The organism is Wenzhouxiangella sp. YN9 (assembly GCF_056324165.1).
Window position 1 is genome coordinate 102,643 of record NZ_JBJNIP010000066.1, and the last position, 18,209, is coordinate 120,851.

An 18,209-nucleotide genomic window follows, 5' to 3' on the forward strand; every position below is an offset into this window, starting at 1 on the left:
AACTCCCAACACTTTACACTTCACACTTAACACTTAACACTTATTCCAAAGCCCCTTCCGTCTATAATCCCCCAATGCCCGACGAAGCCCCCCGAACCTCCACGCCGCCCTTCGTTCATCTGCGGCTGCATACCGAATACTCGCTCGAAGACGGCATGGTGCGTATCGGTGAGCTGGTCGAGCGCGCGGCCGCGCTCGGCATGCCGGCGGTGGCGGTAACCGACTGGCACAACCTGTTCGGGCTGGTCAAATTCTTCAGCGCGGCGATGGCGAAAGGCATCAAGCCGATCGTCGGTGCCGATCTGCGCGTCCAGGACGTTGCCGATGCCGAACGGTTCGGCGTCGTCACCCTGCTGGTGCAGGATCGGGAGGGCTACCTCAACCTGTGCCGGATTCTCTCGCGGAGTTTTCTCGACGGTCGCTTCCGCGGTCAGCCGCGGGTGCATCCGGCCTGGCTGCGAGGCCATACTCAGGGGCTGATCGCGCTGCTCGGACGCCAGTCCGATGTCGGCGAGGCGCTGGCCGGCGGCCAGCGCAGCCTGGCGCAGAGTCGCCTGGAAGACTGGGAAGCCCTGTTTCCGGACCGCCTTTATCTGGCGCTGGAGCGCATGGGCCGGGAAAACGAACGCGTGATCGAGTCCGGGCTGCTCGACCTGGCCGTTCGCCGCCAGCTGCCGGTGGTGGCCAGCAACGACGTGCGCTTTCTGACCCGCGACGACTTCTTCGCGCATGAGGCCCGCGTGTGCATCCATCAGAGCCGGCTGCTCGACGATAAGCGTCGGCCGCGCGATTATGTCGACGAGCAGTACCTGAAAAGCGGCGAGGAAATGGCTGAGCTCTTCGCTGATCTGCCGGTGGCGCTGGAGAACACCCTGCACCTGGCGCGGCGCTGCAATCTCGAACTGCGTCTGGGCGAATACTTTCTGCCCGCCTTCCCGGTTCCGGAGGGAGACACGGAGGATGACTTTGTTCGGGTCAAATCCTTCGAGGGCCTCGAGCAACGCCTCGAACGCCACGGCCTGGCCGACGATCTGTCGCGAGACGACTATGACCAGCGCCTCGAACGCGAACTGAAGGTCATCGTCTCGATGGGCTTTTCGGGCTACTTCCTGATCGTGGCCGACTTCATTGCCTGGGCGCGCGCCAACGGCGTGCCGGTCGGGCCCGGACGCGGCTCGGGCGCCGGCTCTGTCGTGGCCTGGTGTCTCGGGATCACCGACGTGGATCCAATGCGTTACGAGCTTTTATTCGAGCGCTTTCTCAACCCTGAACGGGTTTCCATGCCCGACTTCGATATCGACTTCTGCGTTGAGGGCCGCGACCGCGTGATCGAGTATGTCGCCCAGCGTTACGGTCGCGACCAGGTCGCGCAGATCATCACCTACGGCACCATGGCGGCCAAGGCCGTGGTGCGCGACTGCGGGCGCGTGCTCGGCTACAACTACGGCTTTGTCGATTCCATTGCCAAGCTCATTCCCAACCAGCTCGACATCACCCTGGGCAAGGCGCTGGACGAAGAGCCCGAACTCAAGGCCCGCTACGAGCGGGAAGACGACACCCGCTCGATCCTCGACCTTGCGCGCTCGCTCGAAGGCCTTTCGCGCAACGCCGGCAAGCACGCCGGCGGCGTGGTGATCGCCCCCGGCCCCCTGACCGACTACACCCCGCTCTACACTGAGCCCGACGGGCAGTCGGTGCTCACCCAGTTCGACAAGAACGATGTCGAGGAAATCGGCCTGGTCAAGTTCGACTTTCTCGGCTTGCGCAACCTGACCATCATCGACTGGGCACTGCGGGCGGTGAACGCCACACGCGAGACTTCCGGCGAGGCGCCGATCGACCTCGACGACGTGCCGCTCGACGACGCCAAGGCCTTCGAACTGCTGCGCGCGGCGCACACCACCGCCGTGTTCCAGCTCGAATCCCCGGGCATGAAGGAGATGCTGCGCAAGCTCAAGCCCGACAGCTTCAACGACATTGTCGCCGCCGTGGCGCTATACCGTCCGGGCCCGCTGGATGCCGGCATGGTCGAGGAATACATCGACCGCAAACACGGTCGGGCGCCGGTGCGCTATCCGCACCCACTGGCCGAACCCATTCTCGAACCCACCTGGGGCGTGATCCTCTATCAGGAGCAGGTCATGCAGATTGCCCAGGAGCTGGCCGGCTACAGCCTCGGTGCCGCCGACCTGCTGCGCCGCGCCATGGGCAAGAAGAACGCCGAGGAAATGGAGCGCCAGCGCGAGCTGTTCGTCTCCGGCGCCGCCGACAAGGGCATCGAACAAGACCAGGCCCAGTCGATCTTCAACCTGATGGAGACCTTCGCCCGCTACGGCTTCAACAAGTCGCACTCGGTCGCGTACGCCCTGGTGGCCTATCACACCGCCTGGCTGAAGGCGCACTACCCGGCCGAGTTCATGGCAGCCGTGCTTTCGGCCGACCTCGACAAGACCGACAAGATCGCCAACCTGATCGAGGACTGCCGGCTGATGGACCTGGAAATCCTGCCGCCCGACGTCAACCGCTCGGCATATCGTTTCGAGGTCGAAAACGGCGCCATCCGCTACGGCCTGGGTGCGCTCAAGGGCGTGGGCAAGGGGGCCGTGGAAAACCTGGTCGATATTCGCACCCGCTGCGGCGGCTTCACCTCGCTGGCTCACTTGTGCCGCGAGGTGGATCTGTCGCGGCTCAACCGCCGCACGCTCGAGACCCTGATCCGCTCCGGTGCCGCCGACAGCCTGCACGGCAACCGCGCGGCCCTGATGCAAAGCCTGCCGGACACCGTGGCCGAAGCCGAGCGCTACCAGGCCGACCGCGAAGCCGGTCAGTCGAGCCTTTTCGGCGGCGTGTCCGCCCAGAGTGAGACCGCCTTCGAAGAACGCCCGCTGCCCGAGCTGCGTGACTGGACATTGCGCCAGCGGCTGCGTGCAGAAAAGGAAACCCTGGGGCTTTACCTCTCCGGCCACCCGATGGACGAGCTGCGCGACGAGCTGGCAAACACCACAACCACCACGCTTGACGGTATCGAAGCGCTGATCGGCCACGGTGGTGGTGGCCACAGCGGCCGTCGCGGTCAGGGCCGGCCAATGACCCTGGCCGGCCTGATTGCCGCCATTCGGCGCCGCCCCGGCAAGGGCGCCTTCATCGCCCTCGATGACGGCACGGCGCGGCTGGAGGTTGCCGTATTCGATCGTCTGTTCCAGCAGATCGGCGAGCGGCTTCTGGCCGACGAGATCGTCATCGTCAAGGGGCGGGTGGAAGTCGACAGCTTCCGCGGCGGCTATCGCATGGTGGCCGACGAGGTCATGAGCGTCGACGAAGCCCGCTCTCAGTTTGCCAGACACGTGGATGTCGAGATCGACCGGCCGCCGAAGGCGCTGAGACAGGATCTCGCCGCCGCCCTGCAGCCCTACCGCCAGGGCCACACGCCGGTGGTCATCCAGTACCGCAACCAGTCAGCCCGCGCCGTGCTGGAGCTTGGAGAAAACTGGCGCGTCACGCCGTCGACGGAACTGCTGGCCGCGCTCAGCGGAGTACCGGGGATCGGAGAAGTCAGGTTGAAATACTGAAGGCTGGCGGGCGCTCGCCGGGGAAAGCGAGCAACATGCGGGAAAATCAATACAAATCTCGATGACTCACTCTTCAACGATCAGAACCAGATCTCGCTGATCCGGGGCGACCGCAAATTCCGAAGCCGGCCGCAGGCCGTTTCGAACATTGGCGTTTCGATCATTCGAATTTGTCTGGGATCTGGCGCTTGGTGCCTGAGAGCTTCAGGCGTGTTCAACGCCCCTGGTTCAAAACCCCACCGCCGCCACAGCTCGATTGACCAACAACCGTCCTGTCGTATAGCAGGCGTTGAGAAAGGCGGCGATATTTTCCGGTGATTCGCCCGACTGGCGGTGCAGCTCGTCGATGCTCAACGGCGCGCGGATCAGAATGCGGGCGAGCTGCGCATAGCGCTCGTTCTTCATTGCCTCGCTCGGCGCCTGGGTCAGCATGAACTGCACGTCTCCCAGCAGATCCGGATGCAGCCGGCCACGCGCCTGGGCCAGGCCGGCGAACCACTTCAATTCGCTCAGCGGGCGGCGGACGACGCTTTCCACCTCGGCCACCAGGTCAGCGCTGGAAACCGGTTTGCCGGCCGATGCCGGCAGCGCCTGGGCAAAGGTCTGGGGCTTCATGTCGGCCATGGGCCCGTCGTAGAACCAGCTGCCGGAGCCGGGATCGATCACCAGGCGCGGCCAGCCGGCGCGATCAATCGCAACCGGACTGTTCCAGGTTTGCCGCCGCAGGTGTTCGGCCAGGGTGGCGTAATCGGGATCGTGGGGTTGCTCGAGTCCGAGCCACTCGGTTGCCCCTTTCCCGGCCGTCTCTGGCGCCTGCTTGCGTTCAGGCTCCGGTGCCGCCTCGTCCCGGGAGCTCAGGCGCTCGAGCAGGTTGAGGAATTCGCGCGAACGCAAGGGCTTGTTGAGCACGTGCTCGGCCGCAAATTCCCGGCGACGGGTGAGCGCAATCGGACTGTGCCCGGACTCGCGCAGCTCGCGCCAGCGCGACTCACCGGCTTCAGTGTCGACATCGACAATGGTCACGTCGCCACCGGGCTCGTCGAGCACTCGCCAGGTTCCCCCCCCGTTGCGCACACCGGCAAGATTGAGCAGCGACCGCATGACGGTCCGCTCCTTCTGGCCGGTTTCGAGTACGGAAAGACTGGGGGTTTCGGGCATTCTCGGATCCTCGCCGGTTCATTTGACGATAACTTACAGGATAAGATCGAATCGAGAAAAAACCAAGCAGAATCAGGGAGAAGCGGGTCACACTTCGCGGCCCCAGGGGCGGGCCCACAGCCCATTCAGAGCGCTGCCACAGGCTCCAGGGCCGCAAACAGCGCTTGCACCCGCCCCATGGCTTTCGACAAAGCTGCGTGGACAGCCTGTTCGCTGACGCCCTGCTCGCCGAGGCCGGCCGCCAGGTTGCCCACCACGCACAGGCTGGCGTAGTCCATGCCGGCCTCACGCGCCAGCGACGCCTCCGGCATGGCGGTCATGCCCACCAGCGTGGCGCCGTCCCGGCTCAGCCGTCGGATTTCTGCGGCGGTTTCCAGGCGCGGTCCCTGAGTGACGGCCAGGCAGCCACCGTCGACACAGTCGATCCCGGCGCGTGCGCACGCCGCCAGCAGGGCCCGACGGGTCGGGCCGGCGAAGGGCTCGCCGAACTCGACGTGCTGCAGCGGACTGATGTCATCATCGCTGAAGCTGTGCGCACGACCCCAGGTGTAGTCCAGCAGCTGATCGGGCACAACCAGCGCCCCCGGACCCGTTTGCGGGCTCATGCTGCCCACCGCGTTGATCGCGATGATGCGGTCGACGCCGAGCCGATGGAGGGCATCGATATTGGCGCGATAATTGATGCGATGCGGCGGCATGCGGTGCGGCCGGCCGTGGCGGGCCAGAAACCAGGCGTCGTTTGCGCCCGCGGTGACTCTGGCCAGCGCGGCCGATGGTCGCCCATAGCGGGTGTCCATGCGCTGTTGTTCATGCACATCGAACAGATCCAGCGCCCCGGTGCCGCCGATGATGCCCAGACTCATGCCGGCAGCGCCCAGATGCTGTCGAGCTGGCGCCACAGCCCGCGATAGTCCATGCCGCAGCCAAACACGTAGCGATCGGGCACCTCGAGGGCAAACTCATCGACCCAGCCGCGATCGAGGCCGCGATCGTGTTGTTTGCGCGCCAGAACGACCGTACCGACCTGCTCGCAGCCCTGCTCGCGAAAGCGCTCCGCCACCGCGGCGAGGGTGTAGCCCTCGTCGAGAATATCGTCGACCAGCAGCAGTGGACCATCACCGGTCGGCTGCTGCGGCCAGTGTTGCCAATCGATGCTGCCCCCGCGCGTGGCCTCGCGATAGCGCGTGGCGTGCACATAGTCGAAACGCACCGCGCCGCGCAGGCGGCGGCCCAGCTCGATGGCCGGGTACATGCCGCCTTTCATCAGGGCAATGATGGCCAGCGGTCGATCATCGGCGGCAAACCTCTCGGCAACGCGCCTGGCCTGCGCATCGAGCGCGGCATGCACCTGTTCCGCTCCGAACAGGCACTCGGCCCCGGCGGGCCAGTGCGGACTGTCCGCAGCGGCTTCAGCCTTCACCACCACGGCCTCCGTTGTCGTTACCGGACGGGTTCATGATCGATTCGCGCACCTCATCGGCCAGCGCTTCACCCATGTCGACCTTGAGCGTGCGCGTCGGGAAAGCGACCTGGGCGCCGTGGGCCTCGATGATTTCGCCGATGCCGAGCAGCACGTCTTCGCGCTTTTCATGGTATTCGGTCCAGACCACGGTCTTGGTGAAGCAGTAGAGCATGATGTCGAGCGAGCTCGGGCCGAAACGATCGAAGTGCACCATCGTCGTCTGCGTGGTATCGAGATCTTCATGACTCATGACGTAGGCGCGGATGGCCTTGACGAGCTCGCGCAGCACGCCGAAGTCATCGTAGCGAACGCCGATATGCTCGGCAATGCGGCGATGACTCATGCGCGAGGGGTTTTCCAGCGTCACCGTCGTGAAGGTGGCGTTGGGCACGTACATCGGGCGCTTGTCGAACTTGCGGATGGTGGTGATGCGCCAGTCGATGCGTTCGACCGTGCCCTCGATCTCGCGGTCGGGCGAGCGCACCCAGTCGCCGACCGAAAACGGCCGATCCATGAAGACGGTAAAGCCGCCGAAGAAATTGGCCAGCATGTCGCGCGCGGCCATGCCCACGGCCAGACCGCCGACGCCGCCGGCGGCCAGCAGGCCCGAAATCGGAATCTCGAGAATGCTCAGGCCGGTGAGAATGCCGGTGACCACGAAGGCAATGCGCACGATACGGGCAAGCACGGTCACGGTGGTCACGTCGACGTGCTCGTCGCGCATGCGCCGATGCGCAATGAAGGCCCTCTCGAAACCGGTACTCAGACGAAACAGGAACCAGGTGGCTCCCACCACCACGCCGAGCTGCTGGGCAATGTCGAGAAACTCGGGCGCAAAGGCCACAACCTCGGTGTGGGGCGCAATCGCGCGCGCGGCGATCACCAGCCCCTGCCACCAGATCAACAGCGAAATCGGGCGCTGGCCGGCGTGGACCAGGGCGTTGTCCCACAGGTGTGTACTGCGGTCGGCCAGGCGACCGAGGTGGGTGATGAAGATGCGGTAAACGAGCTCGAGCAGCAAGGCTGCCAGCACAATGACGAAGGCCTTGATCAGCCAGGTAGGAACCCCGGCGAGGCTGCTGAAATAATCGAATAGTTCTTGCATGCTTGTCCCTGATTCCTGATCCCGGGTTTGGCGCTCAGCGGCAAAGCGCCCTGAGCGAGTCGCGCCAGGCCCGGAACTCGGGCACCAGCAGTTGCTCATCAAGGCTGGCCATGGCCCGGCCGTAGAGTCGCTCCAGCTTGCCAGCCGGCGGCACCGGCCACTGGCTGTCATCCTCGAGCAGCGAGCGCACCGATTCCGGGCGGCAGACCAGCACCGCATCGCAACCGGCCGCCAGCGATTTCGAAACGCGCTCGGCCAGAGCGCCGGCCGGCGCGGCGCCCGCCATATCCAGATCGTCGGAAATCACCAGCCCGTCGAACCCCAGTCGCTCCCGCAGGATATCGACCACCCAGGCACGCGAGAATCCGGCAGGCTCTGGATCGCGCGCCGGATAGCAAACGTGCGCCATCATGATGCTGTCAAGCCGCGCGGCGAGTTCGGCAAACGGCGCCAGATCTTCATCCAGGGCACTGAGGTCGCGGTTGTCGACCACGACTTCATGATGAGAGTCGGCCGCCACCGAGCCGTGCCCCGGAAAATGCTTGGCGCAGCAGCGCATGCCCGCATCCTTCATTCCGGCAGTGTAGAAAGCACCCAGATCGGCGACGGCCTCGGGATCCGAGCTCATGCTGCGATCGCCAATGACGGTGCTGCCGCGATCCAGATCAAGCACCGGAGCAAAACTCAGATCGACGCCGTGACCGAGCAGCTCGGCGGCCATCACGCGGCCGTGGCGGTAGGCCAGATCGCGGGCGCGATCGGGATACGTACGATACCAGCGCCCGATCACCGCCGGCGGCGGCAGCGGCGTAAACCCCGCCCGGAAGCGCTGCACCCGCCCGCCCTCCTGATCAACGGTGACCGGCAGGCGCGGCGAACGCAGCGCGGCAATGGCAGCGGTCAGCGCGCGCAGCTGATCGGGCGACGCGTAATTGCGGGCAAACAGGATCACACCGCCCACGGCCGGATGGCAAAGGCGCTCAGCGGTGGCCTGGTCAAGCTCGGTGCCGTCGATACCCACGATCAACGGCCCCAGCGGCAAGGTTCGACTCATATGCGCTCGAACAGGGCGATGGATTCAACGTGCGCAGTATGCGGAAACATATCGGCAATACCCGCTCCGACCAGGCGAAAGCCGTGCTGACGCGTGAGTTCACCGGCATCGCGCGCCAGCGTGCCGGGGTTGCAGGAGACATAAACCACCCGCTTCGCCCCTGAACCGGCAATCATCGGCAGCACCTCGAACGCGCCGCTGCGCGGCGGATCGATCAGCACGCCGTCGAAGCCGGCGCGGTACCAGGGCCGGGAAGACACATCCGCGGTGAGATCGGCCACGTCGAGCTCGACGTTATCAAGCTGGTTGCGTCGGGCGTTGGCACCGGCTGCCTCGATCAATTCGGCTGCGCCCTCGATGCCGGTAACGTGACCGGCGCGGGTAGCCAGCGGCAGGGTGAAATTGCCCAGGCCGCAGAACAGGTCAAGCACGCGATCTTCCGGCCCCGGATCGAGCAGCTCCAGCGCCCGGGCAACCAGCGCACGATTGATCGCGGCGTTGACCTGAATGAAATGCTGCGGGTGAAAAGCCAGCTCCAGACCGAAATCGTCGAGCCGATAGCTCAACTCGTGTTCATCGGGCCAGAGCCTGTGCACGGTCTCGGGCCCTTTGGGCTGGAGATAAACCGCAATGCCATTTTCGTCTGACCAGCGCTTGAGCGCCATGACATCGTCGGCCGTCAACTCGCGCATATGGCGGATGACCATCGCCGAGGCGTCATCACCGCTGGCGGTCTCGATCTGCGGCACGGCGTCGTCCACCGAAAGCTCGCCAATCAGGTCGGACAGGCTCTGCAGGCGGTCGCTGAAGTCCGGATGCAGTACCCGGCAGTCGCCGATATCGGCCACGAACCGGCCCTGCGGCTCACGAAACCCCACCAGCACGCGCCCCTTGCCCTTGACCCGCCGCGCGCTCAAGCGGCTGCGGCGGCGGTAATACCAGGGCTCGGCCGCGATCGGCTGCCACCACTCGTCGGGACGCACCTCGCCAATGCGCTCGAGGTTGTCGACCAGGCGCTTGTGCTTCCATTCGATCTGGGCGGCGTGATCGAGATGCTGCAGCGCACAGCCGCCGCAGCGATCGAACCACGGGCAATCAGGCTCGACGCGCTCGGGCGAAGCCGCGATCACTTCTTCACACAGCGCTTCGTCAAAACGCCGGTTGCGCCCGATCAGCCGAGCCGAAACGGTCTCGCCCGGAAGCGCACCGTGCACGAACACGGCCTTGTCGCCGTGCCGCCCCACGCCGCGCCCGTCGTGCGAGAGATCGCTGATTTCAACCGTGATCGGCTCTGTCGGCAGGCGACGACGTCTTCTTCCCATGAATACCTGTTTCTGGTTAGCTGGTTAGCTGGTTAGCTGGTTAGCTGGTTAGCTGGTTGGCTGGTTAGCTGGTTAGCTGGTTAGCTGGTTAGCTGGTTAGCTGGTTAGCTGGTTAGCTGGTTAGCTGGTTAGCTGGTTAGCTGGTTAGCTGGTTAGCAATGATTTTGCGGTGAGCCTGGAGCTTTGCAAACAGGTTCTCACAGACCCCGGCGCAACTAGCCAACTAGCCAACCCACCTATTTCCGCGTCCAGCTTCCGTCTTCCTGCTGGTAGTACCAGCCCGATTTCGCGTTCGCGATCCACTGGCGCGCGAAGGTCTCGCGAATATCGTCTTCCCACTCGGGATGGCCATTAGCAATCGCGATTTCGCGATAGACGGCGTTGCGATCAGCGTTCTCCTCGTTGACCACGCGCTCGAGATTGCGGCGTTCGGACAGGCCGACCGCCGAGCGCTCGCGAATTTCGACCAGGCCGTCGCGCGAAAAACCGATGGCGCCGGCGTCGAACCACGCCGCCAGCTGCTCGCGCTGGCGCTGAGCCATGCGCTGCTTGATCGACTGGATCTGCGGGGTGTTGATATCGATGTCCGGGCTCTGGGCATGCGCTGCGGCAACCGGCGAGAGCGCGTGCCACCAGGGCGTGCGCGCGGCCTGGGGCTCATCCGAAGGCGCCGCCGGCACATCGTCGCCGAGCACGTCGCGGATGAAACGGTCCGCCGCCCGCTCGGCCGCTGCCTCGGGAAAATACACGTTGATCGTCACGCAGGCCGCCAGTATCAGCACGCTGGCAATACCGGCAAGCGAAATGCATCGGTTCATGTCTGGACTCTCCAAGGAAACCTGAATGGCAATCTCACACGCAGGCCCTGAATTATGCCTGAACGGGCACCGGCCCGCTGATCAAACATCGCGCGCTGCCGCCAGCGCGTCACTCAGGCGCTTGCAGCCGCGGGCGGTGATGCGGGCCTTGACGCCCTTGAGATTGGCTTCGGGCACCAGCGCGGTGTCAAAGCCCTGCCCGGCCGCCTCACGCAGGCGCTCCTCGCCGTTGTAGACCGGGCGCAGTTCCCCGGCCAGCCCCACCTCACCAAAAGCGACCAGCCCTCGGGGCAGGGGTTTTTCCCGCAGTGAAGACTGAATCGCCAGCGCAATGGCCAGGTCGCTGGCGGTTTCCGTCACCCGCATGCCGCCGGCGACGCTGACGAATACGTCCATGTCGCCGACGACCACGCCGGCGTGGCGATTCATGACCGCCAAAAGCATCGCCAGGCGGTTGGGGTCGACACCAACCGCCACCCGCCGCGGGTTGGACAGATTCGACGGCGCCACCAGGGCCTGCACCTCGACCATCATCGGCCGCGTGCCCTCACGCGTGACCAGCACGCAGCTGCCCGGCGCCGGATCTTCCTGACCCGACAGAAAGATAGCCGAAGGATTGGCGACCGCCTTGAGACCCTTGTCGGTCATGGCGAACACGCCCAGCTCGTTGGCCGCGCCAAAGCGGTTCTTGACCGCGCGAACCAGCCGGTAGCGGCTGCCGGAATCAGAAGCAAAATACAGCACCGCGTCGACCATGTGCTCGAGCACTCTAGGGCCGGCCAGCGCGCCTTCCTTGGTAACGTGGCCCACCAGCACCACGGCACAGCCGGTCTGCTTGGCAAACTGCACCAGGCGGGCGGCGCATTCGCGCACCTGGGCCACTGCACCGGGCGCGGACTGCAGCGCCTCGGTCCACAGCGTCTGAATGGAATCCACCACCATGAAGGCCGGTTTGCGCGCGGCCGCCGTGGCCAGAATCACTTCCAGGCTGGTTTCGGTCAGGCAGTCCAGGCGGGCGGGATCGAGATTCAGCCGGCGCGCGCGCATCGCCACCTGCGCGGCCGACTCCTCGCCGGTGATATACAGGCTGCCGTGGCCGGCGGCCACCGCATCCTGGGCCTGCAGCAGCAGCGTGGATTTGCCGATGCCCGGATCACCGCCGAGCAGCACCACCGAGCCGGGCACCAGGCCGCCGCCGAGCACGCGATCGAGCTCGCTGAGGCCCGAAGACAGACGATCGCGGGCGGCCTCCGCCCGCACCTCGGCCAGATTGCTGACCGCGGCCGATGCCGTGCCGGTCCAGTTGCCCCGGCCTTTCGGGCCCTTGACCGCAGCCTGCACCGCGGCCACGCCTTCCTCCATGGTGTTCCACGCCTGGCAGTCGGGGCACTGCCCCGACCACTTGGGTGAGCTCGCGCCGCACTCGCGGCAGGTATACACTGACTTGGGCCTGGCCATGCGCGTATTCTGGCAGAGATGGCGACCGGGAAGGCAATGTTGGTGATTGAACTGCAAACACCCAATCCGAAATACGACATCCGAAACAACTCCGAAAACCCGGGCCGATTCAGCGTGTCTGCCAATTCCGGCCCGGAGCGCTGGTTTCGGATTTGCTGCTTCGGATGCGGAATTTTGCGCTCACCCGGCAGCCCGCCGAAAGGGTATTGCACCGGTGTGGCCGCAGCCCAATGAGCCCGACTGAGCAGCCAGTCATCGGTCAATCCCCGGCGTTCCTCGACGTGATCGAGGACATCTCCCGGGCGGCGGCGCTGAATCGCCCGGTGCTGATCGTGGGCGAGCGCGGCACCGGCAAGGAAGTAGTCGCCGAGCGGCTGCATTATCTCTCGCCACGCTGGGATCAACCGCTGGTCAAACTCAATTGCGCGGCAATCAGCGAATCGCTGCTTGAATCCGAACTGTTCGGCCACGAGGCCGGCGCCTTTACCGACGCGTCCAGACAGCGCGCGGGGCGCTTCGAGCGCGCCGACGGCGGCACCCTGTTTCTCGACGAGCTGGCCAGCACCTCGCTGGCGGTACAGGAGAAGATCCTGCGCGTGATCGAGTACGGTCAGTTCGAGCGCCTGGGCTCGACCCGGCCGCTGGAAGTCGACGTGCGCATCGTGGGCGCCAGCAACGTCGACCTGCCGTCACTGGCCGCTGAGGGCCGCTTTCGCGCCGATCTTCTCGACCGCCTGGCCTTCGATGTCATCACCCTGCCGCCGCTGCGGGAGCGGCGCGAGGACATCCTGCCGCTGGCCGAACATTTTGCCATGCGCATGACCCGCGAGATGAACCGGCCGTTCTTCCCCGGCTTCTCGTCTGCCGTCATCGACGCCCTGCTCGCCTACCCCTGGCCGGGCAACGTGCGTGAACTCAAGAACGTGGTCGAGCGGGCGGTCTATCGTCTCACAGAACCGCAAGCGGCGGTCGAGACGATCGAGTTCGACCCTTTTGCCTCGCCCTGGCGACCGCAGGCCGCAGACCAGGACGACCGCCTGCCGGATCCGGCAAAGGGCAACATCGACCTGCGCGCCTGGCTCGACAAGCAGGAACGGCGCTTGACCGAAGCCGCCCTGGCGGCCGCTGGCGGCCAGCAGACGCGCGCCGCCGAAAAGCTCGGCCTGAGTTACGACCAGCTGCGCGGCATCGTCCGCAAACACGGTATCGGCCGCCGGCCCGATGCCGGCGAAGACGACAGCTGAAGCCTGCAGCAGCCACTCACCGGCCCGCGTGTGCCACGATAGGTTCACCCCATGGGAAGTAAAACACGCATGAATACAATAACCTGCAGCGACCCCGAGCGCCTGCCTGCCGATCTGAGCGACACCCTGCGCCGGGCCCGGCGAGTGGCCGTGCTGACCGGCGCCGGCGTATCGGCCGAGTCGGGCATTCCGACCTTTCGCGACGCCCAGACCGGCGTCTGGGAGCGCTTCGACCCGATGCAGCTGGCCTCGCCCGACGGCTTTGCCAGCGACCCGGCCACCGTCTGGGACTGGTATCAGTGGCGCCGCGAGCTGATCGGCCGCACCGAACCGAACGCCGGCCACCACGCTCTGGTCAAGCTGGCCGCGCAAGTGCCGCAGCTCGATTTGATCACCCAGAACGTCGACGGCTTTCATTGCCTGGCCGGCTCGGATCCGGTGCTGGAGCTGCACGGCAATATCCAGCGCAGCATCTGCTCGGTCACTCGTCGCGAGATCGACGCAGGCTGGCTGAGCGATCACGCCGACCACAAGCCGCCGCCCTCGCCGCATCATCCCGAAGGTCTCGCCCGTCCCGACGTGATCTGGTTCGGCGAAGCGCTCGATGAGGCCATTCTTCAGGCCGCCTTCGAGATCGCCGAGCACTGCGATCTGATGCTGGTGGCCGGCACCAGTGGCGCCGTTCAGCCCGCCGCCAGCCTGCCGGCCATTGCCGCGCGCAACGGCGCCACGGTCGTCGAGATCAACCCGCAGGAAAGCGAGCTGACGGCCCTGGCGCGCTGGCACCTGGCCGGGCCATCGGCCACCTGGCTGCCGGCCCTGGCGGCATCACTCCAGGCTCACTGAGAGCCAGACCACTGGCACCGCCAGTCCTGCGGGCCGGCGTAGACGATTGATTGCCTGCCCTGCTCGACCTGCTCGCGCAGCCAGTCGACAAACAGCGGATGCGGCGCGAAACCCTCGCCCAGCTCGTAGTCCAGATCCGCAATCAGCTCCCGCGCCGGGCCCTGGCCGGTGGTGCGGGCGGGCACGAGCAGCGCGCGGCCGCCGTTCTGCTGCGCGGCCTCGATCTTCGCGCGCACGTCGTCGACCGCCTGCTCGCGCTTGTCCGGCCAGTCTTCGCGCCAGGTGCCGATCTCGATGGCGCGGAATTCCTCGCCGCCGTGCGCGAGCATCTGCCGGCGCATCGAATCGAGCAGCGCCAGCCAGCGCGCGTTGCCTTCATCATCGCCCTTGCCGTGGGCGACCAGCAGCACGGTTTCGCGCTCGGGCGCCTCGGAAAGCTCACGCGCGCGCTCGAGCAGCGCCCGGGCAAACAGCGAATGATCCTCGAGCCCGCCGCGGGTAACCACCGGCAGCGAGGTCAGCACCCGGGGTGCCGGCTCGCCGTGGCCGTGCATGGGCCCGAGATCGGCCGGCCGGCAGGATTCGTAATCGGCGCCGATCAGGCGCTCGATACCGCCGATGAACGAGTCGGCCATGCTGAACACGCGCACGATCACCACCGCCTCGGCCCCGCGCTGCTGCAGTCGCTCGATAGCGCGGGTGAGCGTGCCGGCTCCGCCCATCGAGAAGGCGAAATCCAGCAGGTAGTCCTCGGCCAGGGGGGCCGTGGCCTGGCGCATGGTCTCGTTCCAGTGAAAGCCGGCGCCGTGGGCGTGCACGATCACGCCCAGGCGCTTGTACTCAACGGGCTGATAGCGGGCCGCCTCGCGCTGCATCCAGGGCGTTACCGCCGGATGCGAAAACAACTCGCCATGGATCAGCTCGGCGCCGTCGGGCAGCGAGCGCTCGAGCCAGTTCGAATAAGCCATCATTTCGCTGAACATCGGCCCGGCCTGCAGCGGCAGCACTCGGTCATGCTCGCCCAGATCGTCCAGCGCCGCGGACAGGTCGTCGTTCTGCAGTGGCACGCGCGCCTGCACCGAATCGAAGTGCCGGCCGCCGGCGGCAGCCACGGCGAGCTTCTCCAGCGCGCGAGACATGGCGTCCGCGTTGGCCGCATCGCTGGCACCATGGCCCACCGCCACAAGGCGGCCGGCGTGGGTGCGGGCGTTTGCCAGTCGATCACCCGCGGCGCGAACTGCAAGATAGCTCTGACCGAAGGGGCGCCCGAGCACGATTTCCCCGCTGCGGGCCGCCACGTCGCGGCGCCAGTCTTCGATGCGTTCGAAATCAGGATGAGCGGCCGTGAGATAGAGCGGCAGCAGCACCACGCGCTCGGCGCCGGCAGCGCGCAGCGATTCGACGGCGCGGCGGAAATAGGGTTTGCCGCGTTCGTCGGTCACGAAAACCAGGCGGGCATCGCGCGCTTCGGCCAACGGCTCGAAGGCCGCCCGCGCCAGGTTGTTGCCGACAAAACCGCGATCGGGCGCCAGCACGATATAGCCGGGGTCAGCGTTCGCCGCGGCGGCAAGAAAGAACAGGAAAATGGCCAGCACGGGCTCGAATCGATGCGTCATGCATTCAGCTCCCAGGGTGCAATGAGTTCAAACCGGCCCTTGCCATGCACGCCACCAGGGCCTGCACGGAACCCGGCTGGCTTGCACGAACTGCCCTTTCTCAGGGCGCCGCGCTGGCTGCAGGTGACGGGTCACGACACGTGAAATGCGAATTGTTCGCATTGGCGGCGAACTTGTCAAGCCGGCCACCCGATTTGGCGCAAGGCCCTATAATGGGCCTCTTTGCCCAACCCCGGAGACCATCCATGACGAGCACCATGCGCGCGCTGGTCAAGCCCGACGCGGCTCCCGGCCTGGAACTGCGCGAGGTTCCCGTACCCGCGCCCGGAGCCAACGAGGTTCTGATCAAACTCGAAAAGACCTCTATTTGCGGCACTGATCTGCACATCTACCAATGGGACGAGTGGGCGCAGCGCACCATCCGCCCGCCGCTGGTGCTGGGTCACGAATTTGTCGGCCATATCGTCGAGCTGGGATCAGGCGTGCGCGGCTACGAAGAAGGCCAGCGCGTCTCGGCCGAGGGCCACGTGGTCTGCGGCGTGTGCCGCAACTGCCGCGCCGGCAAACCGCATCTGTGCCCCAACACCGAAGGCATCGGCGTCAACCGCGACGGCGGATTTGCCGAATACGTGGTCGTACCGGTGACCAATCTGTGGCCAATTCCCGACGAGATCCCTTCCGAGCTGGCCGCCTTCTTCGACCCCTTCGGCAACGCCGCCCACTGCGCGCTGCAGTTCGACCTGGTGGGCGAAGACGTGCTGATCACCGGCGCCGGCCCGATCGGTATCATCGCTGCCGGCATTGCCAAGCACGTCGGCGCACGCCATATCGTCATCAGCGACGTCAACGATTACCGCCTGCAGCTGGCCCGCGACATGGGCGCCACGCGCACGCTCAACGTCAATGAAGAAAGCCTGCTCGACGTGCGCGCCGAACTGGGCATCGACGGCTTCGATGTCGGCATGGAAATGTCGGGCAATCCCCGCGCCTTCGGCGACCTGCTCAAGCTGATGTACAACGGCGGCAAGGTCGCCCTGCTTGGCCTGCTGCCCAAGAACGCCGGGGTCGACTGGGATCAGGTCATCTTCAAGGGCCTGGAAGTCCACGGCATCTACGGGCGGCGCATGTACGAAACCTGGTACAAGATCACCCAGATGGTGCTCACCGGCTTTCCGCTGCACAAGGCGCTGACCCACCAGATCGCCATCGACGACTTCGAGACCGGCTTCGAACTGATGGCCTCGGGCCAGTGCGGCAAGATCGTGTGCGACTGGACCGGCGAGATCGAGTGAAAGATCAAATGCAGTTGTCCACAGATGGACACAGGCTTCGGGTTTTATAAGGAATCAGGCAATGAGCGACAAAGCAACTCTTCAAAGACTCCGCGACGAGCTGGCGCAGATCGAGGCCGACGGGCTGTACAAGCGCGAGCGTCAGATCACCACGCCGCAGCGCGTCGAGATCGAGACGCTCGAGGGCGGCAAGGTGCTCAACTTCTGCGCCAACAACTACCTCGGCCTGGCCGACAACCCCGAGGTCATTGACGCCGCCCGGAAGGCGCTCGACGACTATGGATTCGGCCTGGCCTCGGTGCGCTTCATCTGCGGCACCCAGGATCTGCACAAAAAGCTCGAAAGAACCATTGCCGAATACTTCGGCAAGGACGATGCGATTCTCTACGCCTCCTGCTTCGACGCCAACGGCGGCCTGTTCGAGCCGCTGCTGGGCCCGGAAGACGCGATCATTTCCGATCAGCTCAACCACGCCTCGATCATCGACGGCGTGCGCCTGTGCAAGGCCGAGCGCCACCGCTATCCGAACTCGGACATGGAGGCACTCGAGGACATCCTGAAGCAAACGCAGGACAAGCGCACCCGCATGATCATCACCGACGGCGTGTTCTCCATGGACGGCTACGTCGCCAAGCTCGACGAGATCACCGCCCTGGCAGAAAAATACGACGCGCTCGTCGCCGTCGACGACGCCCACGCCACCGGCTTTTTCGGGCCCACCGGGCGCGGCTCGGCCGAGCACCATGGTGTGCTCGACAAGGTCGATATCTTCACCTCCACCCTGGGCAAGGCCCTGGGCGGCGGCATGGGCGGCTTCACCGTCGCCAGCCAGCCAGTCATCGACATGCTGCGCCAACGCTCGCGCCCCTATCTGTTCTCGAACTCGCTCGCGCCGCAGTTGGTGGCCGCCAGCCTCAAAGTCTTCGAGATGCTCACCGAATCGAGCGCGCTGCGCGACCGCGTTGACGAAAACACCCGCTTCTTCCGGCAGGCCATGGACGCGGCCGGATTCGAGCTGCTGCCGGGCGAGCATCCGATCGTTCCGGTGATGCTGCACGACGCGCCGCTGGCGCAGAAAATGGCCGACGAACTGCTCGCCGAAGGCATCTACGTGATCGGCTTCTTCTTTCCGGTTGTGCCCAAGGGTCAGGCGCGCATCCGCACCCAGATTTCAGCCGCGCATACCCGCGAGCACCTGGAACAGGCCGTGGAAGCCTTCACGCGGGTGGGCAAACGCCTGGGCGTGATCGACTGAATCCCGGCGC

Annotated in this window: 14 protein-coding genes; 5 read left to right on the forward strand and 9 right to left on the reverse strand. The window is 65.7% G+C overall.

The window, feature by feature from the left end; genetic code table 11:
- Positions 1-74 precede the first annotated feature (74 nt).
- Positions 75-3,569: a DNA polymerase III subunit alpha gene (dnaE, locus tag ACEWQ0_RS04510; protein WP_476482960.1), complete on the forward strand. Its 3,495-nt coding sequence runs from the start codon at positions 75-77 to the stop codon at positions 3,567-3,569.
- 228 nt (positions 3,570-3,797) lie between these two features.
- Here the strand turns inward: dnaE and ACEWQ0_RS04515 are convergent, their stop codons facing one another.
- The 8 genes from ACEWQ0_RS04515 to radA form a co-directional block, all read right to left on the reverse strand.
- Entirely contained in the window at positions 3,798-4,727 is a 930-nt protein-coding gene (locus ACEWQ0_RS04515) for a hypothetical protein (RefSeq protein WP_476484643.1), read from the reverse strand.
- 125 nt (positions 4,728-4,852) lie between these two features.
- Entirely contained in the window at positions 4,853-5,590 is a 738-nt protein-coding gene (locus tag ACEWQ0_RS04520; protein ID WP_476482958.1) for an S-methyl-5'-thioinosine phosphorylase, read from the reverse strand.
- Positions 5,587-6,147: a phosphoribosyltransferase family protein gene (locus ACEWQ0_RS04525; RefSeq protein ID WP_476484644.1), complete on the reverse strand. Its 561-nt coding sequence runs from the start codon at positions 6,145-6,147 to the stop codon at positions 5,587-5,589. Before ACEWQ0_RS04525 ends, ACEWQ0_RS04520 begins: the two co-directional genes overlap by 4 nt.
- Positions 6,137-7,294: a mechanosensitive ion channel family protein gene (locus ACEWQ0_RS04530; protein ID WP_476484645.1), complete on the reverse strand. Its 1,158-nt coding sequence runs from the start codon at positions 7,292-7,294 to the stop codon at positions 6,137-6,139. Before ACEWQ0_RS04530 ends, ACEWQ0_RS04525 begins: the two co-directional genes overlap by 11 nt.
- A 34-nt stretch (positions 7,295-7,328) precedes the next feature.
- Positions 7,329-8,348: a beta-N-acetylhexosaminidase gene (nagZ, locus tag ACEWQ0_RS04535; RefSeq protein WP_476484646.1), complete on the reverse strand. Its 1,020-nt coding sequence runs from the start codon at positions 8,346-8,348 to the stop codon at positions 7,329-7,331.
- The gene (gene rlmD / locus ACEWQ0_RS04540; RefSeq protein WP_476484647.1) at positions 8,345-9,670 is read right to left on the reverse strand and encodes a 23S rRNA (uracil(1939)-C(5))-methyltransferase RlmD; all 1,326 of its coding nucleotides are present in this window, start codon (positions 9,668-9,670) and stop codon (positions 8,345-8,347) included. Before rlmD ends, nagZ begins: the two co-directional genes overlap by 4 nt.
- Before the next feature lie 236 nt (positions 9,671-9,906).
- Positions 9,907-10,488 carry a YdbL family probable chaperone protein gene (locus tag ACEWQ0_RS04545; RefSeq protein ID WP_476484648.1) on the reverse strand — a complete coding sequence of 194 codons (582 nt, stop codon included), beginning with the start codon at positions 10,486-10,488 and terminating at the stop codon, positions 9,907-9,909.
- 81 nt (positions 10,489-10,569) lie between these two features.
- Positions 10,570-11,946 (reverse strand): DNA repair protein RadA, encoded by a 1,377-nt coding sequence (radA, locus tag ACEWQ0_RS04550; RefSeq protein ID WP_476482952.1) that lies wholly within the window; start codon positions 11,944-11,946, stop codon positions 10,570-10,572.
- Between the two features lie 230 nt (positions 11,947-12,176).
- On the opposite strand from radA, the gene pspF reads away from it, so the two are divergent.
- A complete protein-coding gene (pspF, locus tag ACEWQ0_RS04555) occupies positions 12,177-13,190 on the forward strand; it encodes a phage shock protein operon transcriptional activator (protein ID WP_476484649.1) in 1,014 nt (337 codons plus the stop codon).
- A gap of 69 nt (positions 13,191-13,259) precedes the next feature.
- On the forward strand, positions 13,260-14,036 hold the full coding sequence (locus ACEWQ0_RS04560) for an SIR2 family NAD-dependent protein deacylase (protein ID WP_476484650.1): 777 nt from the start codon (positions 13,260-13,262) through the stop codon (positions 14,034-14,036).
- On the opposite strand, the gene ACEWQ0_RS04565 is transcribed toward ACEWQ0_RS04560, so the two are convergent.
- A complete protein-coding gene (locus tag ACEWQ0_RS04565; protein ID WP_476484651.1) occupies positions 14,030-15,652 on the reverse strand; it encodes a sirohydrochlorin chelatase in 1,623 nt (540 codons plus the stop codon). The two genes, ACEWQ0_RS04560 and ACEWQ0_RS04565, sit on opposite strands and share 7 nt — an antisense overlap.
- A 245-nt stretch (positions 15,653-15,897) precedes the next feature.
- On the opposite strand from ACEWQ0_RS04565, the gene tdh reads away from it, so the two are divergent.
- Together tdh and kbl are read left to right on the forward strand one after the other, a co-directional pair.
- On the forward strand, positions 15,898-16,944 hold the full coding sequence (gene tdh, locus ACEWQ0_RS04570) for an L-threonine 3-dehydrogenase (protein WP_476482947.1): 1,047 nt from the start codon (positions 15,898-15,900) through the stop codon (positions 16,942-16,944).
- A 61-nt stretch (positions 16,945-17,005) separates the two neighbouring features.
- Entirely contained in the window at positions 17,006-18,199 is a 1,194-nt protein-coding gene (gene kbl, locus ACEWQ0_RS04575; RefSeq protein ID WP_476482946.1) for a glycine C-acetyltransferase, read from the forward strand.
- Positions 18,200-18,209 lie beyond the last annotated feature (10 nt).

Coding starts and splice junctions, on each gene's coding strand:
- radA (WP_476482952.1), bottom strand. CDS start 11,946: ATGGCCAGGCCCAAGTCAGTGTATACCTGCCGCGAGTGCGGCGCGAGC.
- rlmD (WP_476484647.1), bottom strand. CDS start 9,670: ATGGGAAGAAGACGTCGTCGCCTGCCGACAGAGCCGATCACGGTTGAA.
- ACEWQ0_RS04560 (WP_476484650.1), top strand. CDS start 13,260: ATGAATACAATAACCTGCAGCGACCCCGAGCGCCTGCCTGCCGATCTG.
- dnaE (WP_476482960.1), top strand. CDS start 75: ATGCCCGACGAAGCCCCCCGAACCTCCACGCCGCCCTTCGTTCATCTG.
- pspF (WP_476484649.1), top strand. CDS start 12,177: ATGAGCCCGACTGAGCAGCCAGTCATCGGTCAATCCCCGGCGTTCCTC.
- ACEWQ0_RS04545 (WP_476484648.1), bottom strand. CDS start 10,488: ATGAACCGATGCATTTCGCTTGCCGGTATTGCCAGCGTGCTGATACTG.
- ACEWQ0_RS04515 (WP_476484643.1), bottom strand. CDS start 4,727: ATGCCCGAAACCCCCAGTCTTTCCGTACTCGAAACCGGCCAGAAGGAG.
- kbl (WP_476482946.1), top strand. CDS start 17,006: ATGAGCGACAAAGCAACTCTTCAAAGACTCCGCGACGAGCTGGCGCAG.
- ACEWQ0_RS04530 (WP_476484645.1), bottom strand. CDS start 7,294: ATGCAAGAACTATTCGATTATTTCAGCAGCCTCGCCGGGGTTCCTACC.
- nagZ (WP_476484646.1), bottom strand. CDS start 8,348: ATGAGTCGAACCTTGCCGCTGGGGCCGTTGATCGTGGGTATCGACGGC.
- tdh (WP_476482947.1), top strand. CDS start 15,898: ATGACGAGCACCATGCGCGCGCTGGTCAAGCCCGACGCGGCTCCCGGC.
- ACEWQ0_RS04565 (WP_476484651.1), bottom strand. CDS start 15,652: ATGACGCATCGATTCGAGCCCGTGCTGGCCATTTTCCTGTTCTTTCTT.
- ACEWQ0_RS04520 (WP_476482958.1), bottom strand. CDS start 5,590: ATGAGTCTGGGCATCATCGGCGGCACCGGGGCGCTGGATCTGTTCGAT.